Below are 16,228 nucleotides of genomic sequence, written 5' to 3'. Positions count from 1 at the left end.
CCCCGCTGTCCCCGGGCGCGCTCCCACTGGTGGGCGAGGGCCCGGGGGGCCGGCCCCCCCCCCCCCACCGCCGGCAGTGGGCGCCCCTGTGGGGGGCGCTCGCTCGCCACGGCGAGCGCGCGGCCGGCTTCCCCGACGAGGTGGTCCTCGTCGACCTCGACGCCGTCGAACTCGATCTCGTACTGCCCGGTCGCCCCCAGGACCGGCAGTTCGCGGACGACCCGGAAGCCGGGGGAGCGGGTCGGGACGAGGAGCAGCGAGAGGCCGTCCCGGTCCCCGGCCGTTCCGCTGGTGCGGGCGAGCACGGTCACCAGGTCCGCGCCCCGCGCGTTCGACACGAACCACTTGCGCCCGATGACGCTCCAGCCTCCGCCGGTACGCCGTTCCGCCCGGGTGGCGGTGAGCAACGGCTCGGTGCCGGGCGTATCCGGCTCCGTCATCGCGTAACACGTGCGCAGGTCACCGGAGACCAGACCGGAGAGGTACGCGGAACGGATCCGCGCGCTCCCGTGCCGGGACAGCATCGTCACGTCGAGCAGGGACGCCGATCCGACAGCGGCCGGACCGTGATCGCTGGCGCCCTCCGCCTCGGCGACCGACGCGTACACCTCCAACGGCATCCCGCCGCCGCCCAGTTCGGACGGCAGGGGAAGCGCCCACAGGCCGGCTTCGCGTGCCTCCGCTCGCAGGCGTTCGCGCAGCTCCCGGGCGTCCGGTCCTCCCATGTCGAGCCGTTGCTCGTACGGGAACACACGGTCGCGAACGAACGCGGACACGCGCTCCCGCATCAGGTCGCCGTTCGTTACGTCATGTTCCGTCACTGTTTCTCCTCCACTCCGGGAACTCGACAGAACACGCGTCCGACTGTCTGCCCGGGGAAGTGGTCGGACGTACCGGCCCGTCAGTTCCCGACCCTGTGGAAACCCGCGTGCGACGGCCACCGCCGCGCCAGGAGAGGAGAGGCATGGCGTCACCAGCGACCACGCACGCCGAGGTCCGCCGCCCGCTCGACGCACTGAGATGCGACATCGCCGGACCTCCGGCCCTGACCCGGGTCGTCGCCGACCATCTGCGGCGGCTCGGGGCGCGGCCGGGCGACGGAGACTCCGAGGGGATCGCCCTCGGCGGGGGCGGGTTCTCCAGCGTGGCGGCCCGTACGTCCTGGGGCGTGCCCGGTTCCGGCATCGAGGACGAGGCCACTGCCCAGGCGGCCACCGGCGTGATGGCCGTGCACGGCCGCCGTCACGGGGCTCCGCGCGGCCTCGGCGTCGACTACCTGGCCACGGCCACCGGCGTGTTCACCGTCCAGGGCCTGCTCGCCGGACTCGTCGGCCAGGCCCGAGGCGGCCCCACTTCACGCCTCACCACGTCCGCCGACCGCACCGGACTCCTCACCGTCTCCCAGTACCTCGCCGCCGCCGGAGCCGACGAACCCGAGGCCGTGGAAATCGCCCCGGGCGGACCGCCGTTCACGTCCGCCGACGCTGTCCTCTTCGAAGTGGAAACGCTCGACCCGGGCGCATGGGCCGCGTTCTGGCGTGCCCTGGGCACCCCCGCCGACGCGATACGGGCGGGCTGGCGGTCCTTCCAGTTCCGGTACGCCACCGCCTGCGCACCGTTTCCCGTCGTCCTGCACGAGGTGACCCGCCTCCACCCGTGGGAGCGGATCCGGCAGGCTGCCGGGCTGTCCGGAGCCGAGGTGTGCCGCCTGCGCACCCTCGGCGAGCGGGCCGCCGAGGACGACGGCGCCGACCCGTGGAGGCTGACCGCCCTTGGACCGGGGGGCGTGGCAGCAGCCCCCGTGACTCCGTCGTCCGGCGGTCCGCTGTCCGGCCTGACCGTCCTCGAAGCGGGGCGGCGGATACAAGCACCACTCGCCGCCCACCTGTTGGGGCTGCTCGGAGCCCGTGTGATCCGGATCGAACCGCCGGGCGGCGACCCGCTGCGCGGTATGCCGCCCGCCTGTGACGGGATCTCGGCCCGCTGGCTCGCCCTCAACCGGGGAAAGGAGGCCGTCGAGATCGACATCAAGTCCACGGCCGACCGGCGCCTTCTGCGCGAACTCGCCTCCGACGCCGACGTCTTCCTGCACAACTGGGCCCCGGACAAGGCGGCCGAGCTGGAACTCGACGCGGAGCACCTGGCCGCCGTGAACCCCGCACTCGTCTACGCGTACACCGGAGGCTGGGCCGACCGGATCGTCGACGCCCCCATGGGCACGGACTTCATGGTGCAGGCCCGCGCCGGCGTCGGCGAGGCCGTCCACCCGGCCGGCGAACCGCCCGTACCGTCCCTGATGACGCTCCTCGACCTCCTCGGCGGCCTCCATGGCACCGAGGCCGTCCTCGCCGGACTGCTCCTGCGTGAGCGCACCGGCCACGGCGTACGAGTCGACTCGTCCCTCCTCGGCGCGGCCGACACCCTGCTCGCTCCCGCCCTGCATCGGGTCCGCCAGGGGCTGGACCCCCGGCCGCCCGCCGGATTCCGTCACCCCCTGCGGACGTCCGACGGCTGGATCGCGCCGAGCGACGCGAGCGCCGCCGCGGCCACCGCGTACGACGTGCGGGGCATGTGCACCGAGGACGCCCTCGATCAGCTGCGGTCCCACGGCCTGACGGCCACCGCCGTCACCACCGACCTGTCCGCCCTACGGCACGACCCGCGCCTGTCCGGCTCGATCAGCCGGGACGCGCACGGTGCCCCCGCCGTTCCCGACCCCTGGAGCTTCGCGTGACCGTCACCCTGACCGACCTCCTTCCCGCCCAACTGCGCCGCTCGTGGGTGGTGGACGGCACCTGTCCCGATCTCGACCTGTACAGCCTGTTCAGAGCCAGACAGATCGCGGACCTGCACCGCACGGCGATCCTCGACGCCAAGGGCAAGCTCTGTTACACGGCGCTCGACCGGAAGGTCCGATGTCTGGCCGAAGGACTGCGGGGGCTGGGCATCGGCGCCGGGGACGTCGTGGCCGTCCAACTGCCCAACGACCGCAACGCCGTGATCGCCGACCTCGCGCTCGCCGCCCTGGGGGCCGTGGCCCTGCCGTTCCCGGTCGGACGTGGGGCCGTGGAGGCCGAGTGCCTGCTGCGCCGCGCCGAGGCCGTCGCCGTGATCGTGGCGACCGAGCACCGGGGACACGCGCCCGCGGCCGACCTCCTCGCCCTCGCGCCGGCCCTGCCCGCCCTCCGGCACGTCATCGCCGCCGGACCGGGAACCGCGCCCGAAGGAACGATTCCGCTCAGGGCGCTGCTGCGCACCGACCCCACCGGCTTCGCCCCGGCCCGCCCCGACCCCGACAGCGCCGCGCGCATCCTCGTCTCCTCCGGCTCGGAGGCGGAGCCGAAGATGATCGCGTACTCCCATAACGCCCTGGCCGGCGGTCGCGGGAACTTCTTCGCCTCCCTCATGCCCGACGACACCCCGCCCCGCTGCCTCTTCCTCGTGCCGCTCGGCTCGGCCTTCGGCTCGAACGGCACGGCCGTCACCCTCGCCCGCCACGGCGGCACGCTCGTCCTGCTCGACCACTTCACCCCCGAGGCCGCGCTCGCGGCCGTACGGGAACACGCCCCCACCCACATTCTCGGTGTCCCCACCATGATCCGGATGATGCTGGAGGCCCTGGAGAAGGAGACGAAGCCGGCGGACCCGCTGCCGACCCCCACCGCGCTCGTCCTCGGCGGTGCCCCGCTCGACGAGGCCACCGCCAAGGCGGCGGCCGAGGCGTTCGACTGCCCCGTGGTCAACCTGTACGGGTCGGCGGACGGCGTCAACTGCCACACCGGACTCCAGCACACCGTGCCGCCCACCGACCGCTCGGGCGTCGTCGCGGGCACGCCCGACCCCCGGGTAGCCGAGATCCGCATCGCCGACCCCGACACGCACGAACCACTGCCCGACGGGGCGATCGGCGAGATCGTCTCGCGCGGCCCCATGACCCCGCTCTGCTACGTGGCCTCCCCGGAGCTCGACGCCCGCTACCGAACCCCCGAGGGCTGGGTGCGCACCGGCGACCTCGGGTTCCTCGACGACGAGGGCGTCCTGCACGTCGTCGGCCGCCTCAAGGACGTGGTGATACGCGGTGGAGTCAACATCAGCCCGGCCGAGGTCGAGCGCGCGCTCGTCTCCCATCCGCAGATACGGGACGCGGTGTGCGTGGGAATCCCGGACCGGCTGATGGGCGAGCGCCTTGCCGCCTGCCTGGTGGCGAAGGGCTCGCACCTGCCGAGCCTCGTCGAACTCGGCGCGTACCTGACCGGGCGGGGTCTCGACCGGCACAAGCACCCCGAGCACCTGCTCGCGCTGCCCGAACTGCCGCTCACCGCCGCGGGGAAGCCCGACCGTGCCGCGCTGCGGCGCCGGATCGCGGAGGAGCAGGACGCCGGGTTCGTCCGGGCGTGACGGCATAGAAGACGAGGAACAGGGAGGGCCACTCATCAGGGGCCCTCCCTGTCCATTCGGTCCTTCGGTCAGGATCCGGCCATGGCCTTCTTCAGCTCGGCCGCCGCGTTGCGGTACACCGCGAGGAGGTCCAGGTCCTCGCCCGGGTAGTTCACGATCTCGACCTGCTTCGCTCCCGAGTCGGGCAGCACCGTGCCCGTCGACATGTGGGCGTTGTCGAGGACGAGGGTCGGCTTCTTCGCAGAAAGGGTGGCCAGTTGGGCGGGGGTGACGGCCTCGGGGCCGTACGTACCGATCGGTGTGGCGCCCGCGAGCCCGGCCGCCCAGGCGGTGAAGACCTGGGTGACGACGGACGGGCTCTTCCCGCCCGGCCAGGCGGCCTTGAGCTCGCCGTTCAGCTTCTTCACCTCGCCGTCGAGGCGCGACTTCCACTGGCCGGCGGCGGCCTTCGTACCGAACAGACCACCCAGGCGCGTAACCTCGGCACCGGCCTTGGCCGGATCGTTGTCGAGGTTCACCTCCACCAGCTTCGCCTTCGACCCGGCCGCCTCCTTGATCTGCGCGGCGTACGGCTCGAACGGCGCGTACAGCACGAAGTCCGCCTTCGCGACGGCGGCGAGGTCGGACGGCTTGGGGTCGTAGTCGGGCGCGTGGTGGACCGACTGCGGCACGATGACCGTGACGTCCTCGGCCCCGGCCGCCTTGGCGAAGGCCCCTTCCCACGTGGTCGTGGTGACCACCACCGGCTTGTGCCCGGCGGCCTTGTGGTCCTCCGTTCCCGAGGAAGAGGTGCCCTCGTCCCCGCACCCGGTGAGCAGTGGCAGGGCCGCGCTCAGTGCGACGAGGGGAGTGACACGGGCGATGCGGGGGGTGCGGACGCGGGTGCGCGCCATGAGCTGTTTCTCCGTTCGGGGATGAGATGTACGGCGAGGACCACGGCCCCCGCCGTCAGGACCAGGACCGGCCCGGGGGGCCAGTCCAGCCACAGGGCCAGCAGAAAGCCGGTCAGGTTGACGGTGACGCCGATGCCAACCGCCCACAGGGTGATCGACCACAGCGAGCGGCCCAGGCGCCGCGCGGCGAGCGCGGGCAGCAGGGTGAGGGCGTCGACGAGCAGGGCGCCGGTGAGCTTGATGGCTCCGGCGACCGCCACCGCGACCAGCACGAGCAGCGCGGTGGTGAGGAAGCGGACCGGTACGCCCGAACACTGGGCGAGCTCCCGGTCGTACAGCAGCAGCGCCACCTCCCGGCGCCGCCACAGGAACAGCGCCGGTACGGCCACGGCGAGTGCGCCAAGGACGACGAGGTCGGCCGTGCCGACGGAGAGGATCGAGCCCCAGAGCAGGGCGAACGCGCCCGAGGCGTTGACGCCGGAGACTGCCAGGACGAGGAGGGCGGCGGCGATGGCCAGGCTCATCAGCAGGCCCATCGCGCCCGACAGCCCGTCCGGTGTACGGGCCAGCGGCGCGACCCCGGCCCCCGACAGGGCACAGACCACGAGCGCGCACAGCATCGGGTCGATACCGGTCAGGAGGCCGACGGCGATGCCGAGGAGCGCCACGTGCATCATCGCGAACCGCACCGGCATGATGTCGAGGCCGACGATGACGACGCCGATCACCGGCAGCCCGACGGCGGCCAGGAGCAGGGCGAACCCCGCCCGCTGGACGGGCACGAGCTGGAGCATGGCGCCGAGATCGGCGGCGGAGAGGGTGTTCACCGCACCTCCCGAAGCCGGCCGGCGGCCATCTCCAGGACCCGGTCGCAGCGTTCGGCGAGCGCGCGGTCGTGGGTGACGACGACGAGGGTGACCGGCAGTGCGGTGAGCACGTCGGCGGCCTCTTCCTGGCCGGCGAAGTCGAGGGCGGCGGTCGGTTCGTCGGCGAGGAGCACCTGCGCTCCGGCGGCCACACAGCCGATGGCCCGGGCCAGGTACATGCGCTGCAACTGCCCGCCGGAGAGCGTGTCCACGGGCCGTGCGGTCAGCACGCCGACACCCAGCCGCCCCGCGGCCTCGGCCGCTTCGGCCGGTGCGCCACTGCTCGCCAGGAGCTCGTCCCCGCGCAGGGGGAACCGCCCGGCGGCCGGCTTCTGCGGGATCCACGCGCACGAACGCCGCCGCCACGCCCATTCGGCGGCCGAGCGCGCACCGCGCCCGCCGACCTCGATGGTGCCGCTCGTGTGCCGGTGCAGTCCGAGGACCGCGCGCAGCAGCGTCGTCTTCCCGGACCCGTTCGTCCCGGTCAGCGCGACGCGTTCACCGGCGGCGATCTCCAGATCCACCCCCACGACGGCCTCGTTGCGGCCGTGTCGGCAGGCGACTCCGCGCATGCGTATGTCCAGTCCGCCCATCCTCTGCCTTTCGCCGCTGCCTTGCCGGTGCGGTGAAGAAGTCGGACGACAGGGGTACCGGGTTCCCGCGATGTGGCCGGGAACCGCAGGGCACCGCGGCCCGACCCCTTTCGCGTCGTAGCCCCCGTGAACCGCAGGCAGTGACTCCGCGCGACCACCGCCCTGGGAACCACGGGCGCACTCACAGGAACGGCCGTCTCCTCAGCCACATCCGCGGCCGCCGCCGACACGACCCGACCGCAGCGCGTCCACGTCGCCATGTTCGACGGAGTCGAGGAACTGGACTTCGCCGCCCCCTACGAGGTCTTCTCCGCCGCGGGATTCTTCACCCCGCGCCCGGTGGAAGTCCGCTACGTCTCGGCGACCGACGCCCGCACCGCCACCGCGGCTTACGGCACGACCGTCCGCGGCATCCGTCCCTGGGCGCCCGACCAGCTCGTCGTCCCGGGCGGCGGCTCGGCCACCGTCTTCCCCGGCCGTGTCGTCAGCCTCGTCGACGCTCTCGCCACCGCACTGCCCGACGGGAAGGAGCCGCAATCCACGTACGGCCCGGTGCCCGATACTCGGGGCCGAAGTCCGTTGTGTCCCAAGCGTCTTCGGCCCGCCCGGACTCAGGCGTCGTCGTCCGTCGGTCTCGAGGCCGACGGATGGCTACGCTCAGTGACCTGGGCGAGGAGGAGCACGGTGTCGTCGCTCGGGCCGCCCGGCAGCAGGTGCGTGAGGATGCTGTCGGCCGTCTTGTCCAACGTGCCAGTAGCACCCGCCAGTTGGGTGCGGAGTGCTCCGATGCCCTCGTCGATGTCCTTGCCGCGCGCCTCGATGAGCCCATCGGTGTAGAGGGCCAGGATGTCGCCCTCCTGGAGTGCGATCTCGAGCGTGCCGAAGGGGAAGCCGCCGACACCGAGGGGAACCCCCGGCACGTTGTCGATGATCCGCACCGAGCCGTTCGGTTCGCGTACGAGGGGCGGGGGGTGGCCGGCGTTCGCGATACGGGCGCGGCCCGTCGCGGGGTCGTAGTGGATGTAGAGACAGGTCGCCAGCTCGATGCCCGCTTCCTGGACGCAGGCGTCGAGTTCCATGAGGAGGTCGTCGGGTTCCAGGTTCTGGCGGGCCAGCGCCTTGGCGGTGATCCGTAGCCTGCCCATCGCCGCGGCCGCCGGTACGCCGTGCCCCATGACGTCGCCGACCACGAGGGCCACCCGGCCGCCCGGCAGGTCGATCACGTCGTACCAGTCGCCCCCGACCTCCGTGAGGTGGCTGCCGGGGAGGTAGCGGTGAGCGATGCGCAGGGACGGGCTGGTCGCCACGGCGGTGGGGAGCAGCGCGCGCTGGAGGGTGAGTGCGATCTCCTGGACCTGGCTGTAGAGGCGGGCGTTGTCCAGGCACAGGGCGGCGCGCGAGGCGAGTTCGCCGGCCAGGCTGAGGTCCTGCTCGGTGAAGGCCGGGCGGGCGGCGGAGCGGCCGAACATGGTGATTCCCTGGACCTTGCCCCGGGCGATGAGGGGAGCGATGAGGAGGCAGGTCAGGCCGCTGTCGATCAGCAACTGGCTGCGGGCCTGGTGGATCACGGTCCGTGTCATGAACTCATCGTTCACGGGGACGCAGACGGGCAGGCCCGTTCTCAGCGTCTCGTGGATCGTCGAGCCCGGCGGGTATGTCACGCGCTCCAGTCCGCCGACGAGTTCGGGTGCCGGAGGCGGCAGACTGGTGCCGGATGCGATCCGTCGCGTGACCAGGGGGAGGTCCGGGTCGAACACCTCGGGTTCGTCCATCCACTCCACGACTTCCACGACGGAGGCGTCGGCGAACTCCGGAACGGCCGCTTCGACCAGCTCGCGGGCGGTGACGTCCACGTCCAGTGTGGTGCCGATCCGGGCCGCGGCCCGGTCCAGCAGAGCCAGCCTCTGCCGTCCGGCCGTCGCTTCCACGATGGCCTGCTCGCGGTCGGTGACGTCCACGAGGAGACCGCCCAGTCCCGGCCGCGTATCGCCCGCCTGGCTCAACGGGAAGAAGCTCACCGACCGCACCTGGTCCCGGTCGGGACGGCCCGGCGTGCGAAGAACGACCAGCGCGCTCACGACGGGCCGCCCCCCGTCGGCGACGGCGTGCAGCATGCGCCGGTACTCGCCGCCGTCGGACGTGATCATGAAGTCTTCCATGCTGCGCCCGATGTGGTCCTCGATCGGGATGCCGTCCATGTCGGCGAGGGCCTGGTTGAGGTGGACGTAGCGCAGGTCCTCGTCGAGCATGACGAGGCCGATCGGGCAGGTCTCGAAGAGCGCGTCGAGGAAGGCGAGGTTGGTCTTCACCCGGTCGAGTTCGTCGCCCCTGCTGGCCAGGCCGACGATGACGGTGCGGCCTTGGTCGCCCGTCACCGGGAAGACCCGGAATCCGCAGTCGAAGACGGTTCCGTCCCGGTGCAGGGCGGGCATTCTTACCCGCCAGTAACCCAGGGTGCGACCACGTTCCGCGAGCCGTTCCGCCGCACTGGCCCCGTCCGTGGGGGCGGCGGGAAAGAGGGTTGCGGCGGGCTTGGAAAGGACGTCCCCTGCCTCGTATCCGAAAAGCCTCTGCGCGCCGGGTCCCCAGTAGCAGATCCGGTCCTCGTCATCCATCCCGAGCACGGCGACGGCCACGTGCTCCAGCAAGGTTCCCGGCTCCGACCAGAGCGGCCCGGGACCCTGCACCCCCGTTGGATTCGATGACACCACGTGCCCTTCCATGCGCGCACGCGGAAGCCGAGTGCGCCACTCGTCAGCGGACGGGGACCTCACGTCAATTCTGCTCGCCATCCGAGATTCGGACATCACGACAGCAGCGGGTGGGGGCGCTGTGCGTGACGAGGCTACGGGCTGCGAAGGCCGCGATCGGCACGCTGGACCTCCAGGGCGGTGCTCCGGGCGGGGTGCTGCTGCCGATCCACTGGGGCACCTTCAACCTCGCTCCGCACGCCTGGGCGGAGCCGGGGGAGTGGACGCGGGACGCGGCCGAGGAGGCCGGCCAGGCGGTGGCGTTCCCCCGGCCCGGCGAGCCGTTCGAGCCGGCGGGGAAGCTGCCCGGGGAGTCGTGGTGGCAGGCGGTGTCGCTGCCGATCCCGCGCCTGTGGCGCCGCCCCCGGCGTGCCGAGGTTGCGAAGGAGGCGCGCAGCGGCGATGCGGCGCCGCGCCCCGTTTAGTCGGCAGGCACCGTCGCTCCCAGCAGGGCCGCGGTGGCCGGGTGGGCAGGGCGGGAGAACAGGTCGGGAGTGGCGCCGTGTTCGACGACGTGGCCGTCCGACAGGACGAGGAGGGTGTCCGTCCGGTCGGCCACGAGCCGGAGGTCGTGACTGATGAGGACGAGGGCGAGGTCGCGCCGGGTGCGGAGTTCGTCGAGCAGGTCCATGACGGATTCGGCGGTCTCCGCGTCGAGGGCGGAGGTCACCTCGTCGCACACGAGGATGTCGGGTTCGGCCGCCAGGGCTCGGGCGATGGAGGCTCGCTGTCGCTGGCCGCCGGACAGTTCGTGGGGGTAGCGGCTCGCGAAGTCGACGGTGAGGCCCACCTGTTCGAGGAGCTCCAGGACCCGTTCGTCCCGCTGCGCGCGCGGGGTGCGGTCGTGGAGGGCGAGGGGGCGGCGGATGGCCGAGCCTATGGTGCGGCTGGGGTTGAGCGTGCCCAGGGGGTTCTGGGGGATGAGCTGGATGGCGCGGCGCTGCTCGCGGGTGCGGCGGGTGGCCGAGGCGGGCAGCTCGCTGCCCTGGAGGGTGACGGTTCCGCCGGTGGCGCGGTGCAGGCCGACGACGGTGCGCATCAGAGTCGTCTTGCCGGATCCGGAGGCGCCGACCAGGCCCAGGCTTCCGCCCGTGGGCAGCGTGAAGTCGATGCCGTGCAGGGCGGGGATTCGGCGTCCTCGGTGAGTGAAGGCGGCCGTCAGACCGGTGGCCGTCAGCAGGGGGGAGGGCGCGGCAGGCTGGAGTGAGGCGGCTCGGGGGGTGGGGACACGGGCGGGCCTCGTGGCCGTTCCCGGGCGGAGCTCCACGACCTCGTCGGCCAGCCGGCTGACGAGGTCCGCGTCGTGGCAGGACAGGGCGACGGCGATGTGATGGCGCTCCGCCAGGTGGCGCAGGAGTTCGCCGATCTCGTCGCGCAGGTGCGGGTCCAGGCCCGCGGTGGGTTCGTCGAGGAGGAGGACGGCGGGGTGGCGGGCCAGTGCGCGGGCGAGGGCGACGCGTCGCTGCTGACCGCCGGAGAGGGCACCGGGGCGGCGGTCGGCGAGGTCTCCGTCGGTGGGGAGCCGTACCTCGTCGAGGAGTGCGGTGAGCGCCTCCGGGCTGCGGTCGGCGGCGACTTCGGCGAGCAGGCGGCGTACCTTCATGCGGGGGTTCAGGCCCGAGCCGGGGTCCTGTCCCACGTACGCGAGGCGATGGCGCCGCAGCTCTCGCAGCTTCACGTCGGGCAGGGCGAACGGGTCGTGGCCGAGGACGTCGATGTCGCCGGACGCGCGGCGTGCGCCTGGAGGCAGGACGCCGGTGACGGCTCGCAGCAGGGTGGTCTTCCCGCAGCCGGAGGGGCCGGTGAGGGCCACGACCCGGCCGGTGCGGAGTTCGAGGCCGCCGTTCTCCAGGAGCAGGCGGCCGTCCGGTCCGGCGATGCTGAGGCCGTTGACGCGCACGACGGCCTCGTTCGCCGGGGCCTGCTGGTCCGCGTACCAGCGGGGCATGTGGTTCACAGCGCGGTCACCGCCTTGCGGCCGCCGGCCGGCACGAGTGCCGCGGCGGCCAGGTTGACGCTCATGGCCAGCAGGCCGATGGCGATGCTGGGGGCCAGGACGGCCCAAGGGTTGAGGAGGATGCCGCCGGAGTTCTCACGGATCATCAGGGCCCAGTCCGCGGCGGGTGGTTGGGGGCCCACCTGGAGGAACCCGGCGGTGGCGACGACGTACACGGCGGCGACGAACCGCAGTCCGAACAGGGCGAGGAGCGTGGCGCGCAGATTGGGCAGGACCTCCCGGAACACGAGGTGTCCGAGGTGCTCGCCTCCGGCCGTCGCCGCCTCGACGTAGCCGGACGCCACGACGGGCGCGGCGGCCGCCGCCACCAGGCGTACCGCGTACGGCACGCCGAGCACGTACGCGGCGGCGATCAGCGCGAGCCGGCCGCCGGCCGGCCAGGACAGGGCGACGAGGAGGATGCCGAGGACGGGCGGCAGCAGCATGAGGACGTCGGCGGCACGGTCGATGGCGCGTCCGATCCGCGGACGCAGGGCGGCGACCGTGCCGAGGACGGCGGCCGTCACGGTGACGAGTGCGGCCACGACGAGGGACGTGGCGATGAGTTCGCGGCCGCCGGCGAGGAGCCGGGTCCAGACGTCGCGGCCGAGCTGGTCGCCGCCGAGGGGGGCTCCGGCGCCGGCTTCGGCGTACGGGGCGGTGATCGGGGCGTCGACGGCGTGTGGGGCGAGCCAGGGTCCGGCCACGGAGAGGAGCACGAGGAGCAGTGCGGGGAGGGTCCGCAGCAGCGTGCCCCGAACGGGTCGGGTGCGCCGTGCGACGGGTGCGGTGGTCACAGGCGTCCTCCGGATGCCCAGGCCCGGACGAGGTCGGCGAGCAGGAGTACGCCGGTGATGACGGCGCCGGTGACGGCGACGACTCCGGCGATGACGGGGCTGTCGCGGTCGGTGACGGCTCCCGCGAGGACGGCGCCGAGGCCGGGGTAGTTGAAGATGGTCTCCACCACGACCGCACCACCCAGGAGCATGCCCGTGGAGGTGGCGAGTCCGGCGGCGATGGCGGGCAGCGCGCCGGGCAGCACGTGGTGCAGGAGCACGCGGTGGCTCGGCAGCCCGTCGAGGACGGCGGTCTCCACGTGCGGCGCCCTGGCCTCGTCGGCGAGGGCGGCCCGGACGATCCGGGTGTTCCAGCCGATCTGCGGGATCGACAGCGCGACGACGGGCAGGACGAGCATCTGCCAGGACGCGGGCGCGCCGTCGCTGTCGGCCAGGGTCACCGCGGGCAGCCACTCCAGCCACTGGGCGAAGACCAGGACGAGGGCGACTCCGACGACGAACTCGGGCAGGGCGAGGACGGCCGTCGCGCTGCCGGAGATCGCCCGGTCGGTCCTGCCGCCGGGCCTGAGCGCGGCCCAGCCGCCCAGTGCCAGCGAGGCGAGGAGCGTGACGAGCAGGGCCAGACCGCCGAGCAGGAGCGTGTTGGGGAACGGGCGGGAGAGCAGGTCGGCGACCGGTTCGCCGCGTGCCGACGTGCCCAGGTCGCCGGTGGGCAGACCGGTCATCCAGTCCGCGAAGCGTTCGAGCACCGGCCGGTCGAGGCCGAGCAGGTGGCGCCGCTCGGCGAGGTCGGTGGCGCTCTCGCCGCGTTCGGCCGTGGCCGTCGCCGCGTCCCCGGGCAGCAGCTCGACGGCGGCGAAGAGGGTGGCCAGGAGGACGGCGAGCAGCAGGGCCCTGCGCGCCAGGAGGCCGAGGAGGCGGACGCCCGCGAACAGCCAGGGCCGGGACGGTGCGGAGGTCTTCCCTCCGGTCGTCCCGGCACCCGGCCGCTCGGCGGTGTCCGTCAGCGGTTCAGCCATGCCCGCTCGAGCTGGACCCGGCCGTAACCGGGCAGCGTGGGCAGCCCCTGCACGGCGGCGGTGGCGAGGTCGATGCCGTCGGCCATGCCCCACAGCAGGTAGCCGGAGCCCTCGTACTGGAGCTTTTGCACCTCGTGCAGCAGCTTGGCGCGGGCCGCCGGGTCCTTGGTGGCCATCGCCGTGCGGTACGCGGTGTCGAAGGCGGGGTTCTTCCAGCCGGTCTCGTTCTGGCCGCTCTCGGAGACCAGGACCTTGCTGGCGAAGAAGACGACGGAGTCGTTGGTGCCCCAGTACGTGGTGTAGAGGTCGCCCTTGAGCCAGGTCTTGTCCCAGAAGGTGCCCGACTCCTGCTTGACCACCTTGATCTTGACGTCCGCCTCGCGGACCTGGGTGGCGAAGAGGGTGGCCATCTCGGCGAGGCCGGGGATGTCCTCGGTCGTCATCAGCTCGTACGTCTTCGACAGGTCGAAACCGGCCTCCTTCAGCAGCGACTTGGCCTTGGCCAGGTCGCGGGCGCGCTGCGGGAGGTCCTTGGCGTAGCCGGGGTCGCCGGTGCCGAGGACGTCGTTGGCGACGGAGCCGTACCCGGACAGCACCTGCTTGACCATGGCCTCGCGGTCCACGGCCAGGCGCAGTGCCTCGCGGACCTTCGGGTCGGCGAAGGGGGAGCCGGCGGAGGTGCGCATGACGATGGGCATCGCCATGTCGTTGGGGCGGCGGACGACCTGGACGTCCCCCCGCTTCTCGGCGGTGCGGGCGGCGACGGCGCCGACGTTGGAGGCGACGTCGATCTGGCCGGCGAGCAGGGCGTTGGCCATGGCCTGCGGGGACTCGAAGATCTTGACCTCGATGGCGTCGAGGAGGACCTTGCCGCCGTACCAGTCGTCGTTGCGCACGAGGCGGGCGTTGCCGCCGCGGAACCACTCCAGCTTGAACGGGCCGGTGCCGGGGGCCTTCTCGATGTCCTTGTCCGTCGTGCCCTTCTTGACGACGAAGGTCGTCAGGCGCATGAGCAGCGGGAGTTCGGCGTTGGCGTAGTCGGAGACGAGGACGACGGTGTCCGTGCCCTCGGCCTTGATGTTCTCGGCCTTGATGCCGGGCAGGCGGGAGGCGCCGGACGGGGTGCCGCGCAGCCGGCGCAGCGAGAAGACGACGTCCTCGGTGGTGACGGGACTGCCGTCGTGGAACTTCGCGCCCTTGGCGAGGGTGAAGCGCCAGGTCTTCATGTCGTCCGAGGACGTCCAGGAGGCGGCGAGGCGGGGGAGCGTGTTCGGCTTGGCGCCGGGGACGGTGAGGGTGTCGTAGACGAGCGAGAGGATGAGGTAGTCGCTCTCGTTGGCCTGACTGCCGTGCGGATCACGGGTGATGGCGTTCGTCCGGCCGAGCGCGCCGACCCGCAGCGTGCCGCCGGCCTTGGGCTTGGACGGGGAGTTCTTGGCGGCGTCGGGGGACGACGTGTCGCCGTCGGCTCCGCAGGCGGCCAGCAGGGCCGTCGCGCCGATGCCGCCACCGGCCCACAGCACTTGCCGTCGATTCAGTTCCACGCGTCCGCCCTTGCTCGTTCAAACCGAAAATCGTTGTTACTTAGGTGTGCCTACCCTAAGAGAGATGGTCACGGCAAGAGGGGATTCGCTTACCGTGCGCAATGCCCGGAATGATCCCCGCATTGGTCTTGATCAGGTGCTTCAACGATGAACTAGCCCCGGCCAAAGGTGACTTGCTATTAAAGGTAAGGCTTGCCTTACCTAATCTGCACTGCTACGTTCCCGTTCGGCTGCTGACACGGCCACGTCATTCAGGCCCCCGCCTCTGTCCGGGTGGCCTTACCTCGCATGCCTTCTCCCGGTCACGCCCCGGTTCCTCCCGCACGCCCGCAACGGAAACGGAACACCTCAGCCATGACTCCGGCGCCCGCACCCGCCCCTGTCCGTGTGCTCGATGCCGCCACGGTCGACGAACTGACCCGAGCGGCGCAGAAGATCCTCGACGAGTTCGGCGGCTCGGCCACCCGGCCCGAGCTCCTTGAGTGCGTCGCCGAGACGGCGGCCGGCCTGGGCGAAACGATTCGTCACCACTGCCGGCCGGTCGACACCGCCGACGGCCTGTTCGTGCTGCGCGGTCTGCCCGTAGACGACACCGAGATCGGCCCCACGCCGCTGAGCTGGGCCACCGCGGGCGACAGCGCCGCGGTGTGGGACTTACTGCTGCTCCTGCTCGCCACGGTGATGGGCAACCCCCTCGCCTGGGCCGGTCAGCAGGACGGCCGGTTCGTCCACAACATCGTCCCCAGCCCCGGTCACGAGCAGGAGCAGACCGGCGCCAGCAGCACCGTCCTGCTCAGCCCGCACACCGAGGACGCCTTCCACCCCGGCCGCGCCCACCTGCTGATGCTCGGCTGCATGCGCAACCACGACCGCATCGCCACCACCGCGGCCAGCATCCGCAAGACCGGGCTCGCCGAGGAGGACGTGGCGCTGCTGTCCCGCCCGGAGCTGCCGATCCTGCCCGACGACGCCTACGCCGAGGCGCAGGGCTTCGACGGCCCGCCGCCGAAGGTGCCCACCGTGTGGGAGTCCGAGGACGGGCTCACCCTCCGCTTCGACCCCGCCTACACGCCGCTCGACGACGCCACCCCCGAACACCGCGCCGCATACGGCCGACTGGAGGACGAACTCGCCCGCGTGTCCGTGGCCGTCAGCCTGGAGCCCGGTGACGTCCTCGTCGTCGACAACGACCTCGTCGTCCACGGCCGGGTGCCCTTCCAGGCCCGCTACGACGGCACCGACCGCTGGCTGAAGCGCGCCTCCGTACGGGTGCCCGGACGCCGCACCCGGCCCGCCGCCGAGACGGACGAGCACGGCTACGGCCAGGCCGCGATCCAGGCGTACGCGTAATCCGCCGACCGCCTCATCCATC

General features: G+C 72.6%; 12 protein-coding genes and 1 pseudogene. 4 read left to right on the top strand and 9 right to left on the bottom strand.

Annotation, left to right across the window (positions count from 1 at the left end):
* A partial coding sequence (locus tag ABZ318_RS25460) for an acyl-CoA dehydrogenase family protein (RefSeq protein ID WP_356904786.1) occupies positions 1-776 on the bottom strand: 776 nt, incomplete at its 3' end.
* A gap of 188 nt (positions 777-964) precedes the next feature.
* Here ABZ318_RS25460 and ABZ318_RS25455 point away from each other — a divergent pair.
* Both ABZ318_RS25455 and ABZ318_RS25450 read left to right on the top strand, forming a co-directional pair.
* Positions 965-2,734, top strand: coding sequence for a CoA transferase (locus ABZ318_RS25455; protein WP_356904785.1), 1,770 nt, complete (start codon positions 965-967; stop codon positions 2,732-2,734).
* Entirely contained in the window at positions 2,731-4,398 is a 1,668-nt protein-coding gene (locus ABZ318_RS25450; RefSeq protein WP_356904784.1) for a class I adenylate-forming enzyme family protein, read from the top strand. The genes ABZ318_RS25455 and ABZ318_RS25450 overlap by 4 nt, the downstream gene beginning before the upstream one ends.
* Positions 4,399-4,466: 68 nt before the next feature.
* Here the strand turns inward: ABZ318_RS25450 and ABZ318_RS25445 are convergent, their stop codons facing one another.
* From ABZ318_RS25445 to ABZ318_RS25430, 4 genes are all read right to left on the bottom strand, one after another.
* On the bottom strand, positions 4,467-5,291 hold the full coding sequence (locus ABZ318_RS25445) for a zinc ABC transporter substrate-binding protein (RefSeq protein ID WP_356904783.1): 825 nt from the start codon (positions 5,289-5,291) through the stop codon (positions 4,467-4,469).
* Entirely contained in the window at positions 5,231-6,118 is an 888-nt protein-coding gene (locus ABZ318_RS25440) for a metal ABC transporter permease (RefSeq protein WP_356904782.1), read from the bottom strand. Before ABZ318_RS25440 ends, ABZ318_RS25445 begins: the two co-directional genes overlap by 61 nt.
* Positions 6,115-6,750 (bottom strand): ATP-binding cassette domain-containing protein, encoded by a 636-nt coding sequence (locus tag ABZ318_RS25435; protein ID WP_356904781.1) that lies wholly within the window; start codon positions 6,748-6,750, stop codon positions 6,115-6,117. Before ABZ318_RS25435 ends, ABZ318_RS25440 begins: the two co-directional genes overlap by 4 nt.
* 611 nt (positions 6,751-7,361) lie before the next feature.
* Positions 7,362-9,398, bottom strand: a complete 2,037-nt coding sequence (locus tag ABZ318_RS25430) for a SpoIIE family protein phosphatase (protein ID WP_356904780.1) — start codon at positions 9,396-9,398, stop codon at positions 7,362-7,364.
* Between the two features lie 227 nt (positions 9,399-9,625).
* Between ABZ318_RS25430 and ABZ318_RS25425 the strand changes: the two are divergent.
* Positions 9,626-9,925: pseudogene (locus ABZ318_RS25425) on the top strand (MBL fold metallo-hydrolase); the annotation flags it as partial.
* On the opposite strand, the gene ABZ318_RS25420 reads toward ABZ318_RS25425, so the two are convergent.
* Genes ABZ318_RS25420 through ABZ318_RS25405 form a run of 4 tightly spaced genes read right to left on the bottom strand, consistent with a single transcriptional unit; the run spans position 9,922 to position 14,856 of the window.
* Entirely contained in the window at positions 9,922-11,448 is a 1,527-nt protein-coding gene (locus ABZ318_RS25420; protein ID WP_356904787.1) for an ATP-binding cassette domain-containing protein, read from the bottom strand. The pseudogene ABZ318_RS25425 and the gene ABZ318_RS25420 overlap by 4 nt on opposite strands.
* A gap of 5 nt (positions 11,449-11,453) precedes the next feature.
* On the bottom strand, positions 11,454-12,293 hold the full coding sequence (locus ABZ318_RS25415; RefSeq protein WP_356904779.1) for an ABC transporter permease subunit: 840 nt from the start codon (positions 12,291-12,293) through the stop codon (positions 11,454-11,456).
* The gene (locus tag ABZ318_RS25410; RefSeq protein ID WP_356904778.1) at positions 12,290-13,312 is read right to left on the bottom strand and encodes an ABC transporter permease; all 1,023 of its coding nucleotides are present in this window, start codon (positions 13,310-13,312) and stop codon (positions 12,290-12,292) included. The genes ABZ318_RS25415 and ABZ318_RS25410 overlap by 4 nt, the downstream gene beginning before the upstream one ends.
* Positions 13,297-14,856, bottom strand: coding sequence for an ABC transporter substrate-binding protein (locus ABZ318_RS25405; RefSeq protein WP_356904777.1), 1,560 nt, complete (start codon positions 14,854-14,856; stop codon positions 13,297-13,299). The genes ABZ318_RS25410 and ABZ318_RS25405 overlap by 16 nt, the downstream gene beginning before the upstream one ends.
* Before the next feature lie 387 nt (positions 14,857-15,243).
* Between ABZ318_RS25405 and ABZ318_RS25400 the strand changes: the two genes are divergently transcribed.
* Complete coding sequence (locus tag ABZ318_RS25400; RefSeq protein WP_356904776.1) at positions 15,244-16,206, top strand: TauD/TfdA family dioxygenase; 963 nt, start codon at positions 15,244-15,246, stop codon at positions 16,204-16,206.
* The last annotated feature ends 22 nt before the right edge of the window (positions 16,207-16,228 follow it).

The organism is Streptomyces sp. NPDC006197 (assembly GCF_040613865.1).
Classification (GTDB): domain Bacteria; phylum Actinomycetota; class Actinomycetes; order Streptomycetales; family Streptomycetaceae; genus Streptomyces.
The sequence above is the reverse complement of the archived record's forward strand: the minus strand, read 5'-3'. Positions and strand labels throughout refer to the sequence as shown.

Coding starts and splice junctions, on each gene's coding strand:
- ABZ318_RS25455 (WP_356904785.1), top strand. CDS start 965: ATGGCGTCACCAGCGACCACGCACGCCGAGGTCCGCCGCCCGCTCGAC.
- ABZ318_RS25445 (WP_356904783.1), bottom strand. CDS start 5,291: ATGGCGCGCACCCGCGTCCGCACCCCCCGCATCGCCCGTGTCACTCCC.
- ABZ318_RS25435 (WP_356904781.1), bottom strand. CDS start 6,750: ATGGGCGGACTGGACATACGCATGCGCGGAGTCGCCTGCCGACACGGC.
- ABZ318_RS25420 (WP_356904787.1), bottom strand. CDS start 11,448: ATGCCCCGCTGGTACGCGGACCAGCAGGCCCCGGCGAACGAGGCCGTC.
- ABZ318_RS25410 (WP_356904778.1), bottom strand. CDS start 13,312: ATGGCTGAACCGCTGACGGACACCGCCGAGCGGCCGGGTGCCGGGACG.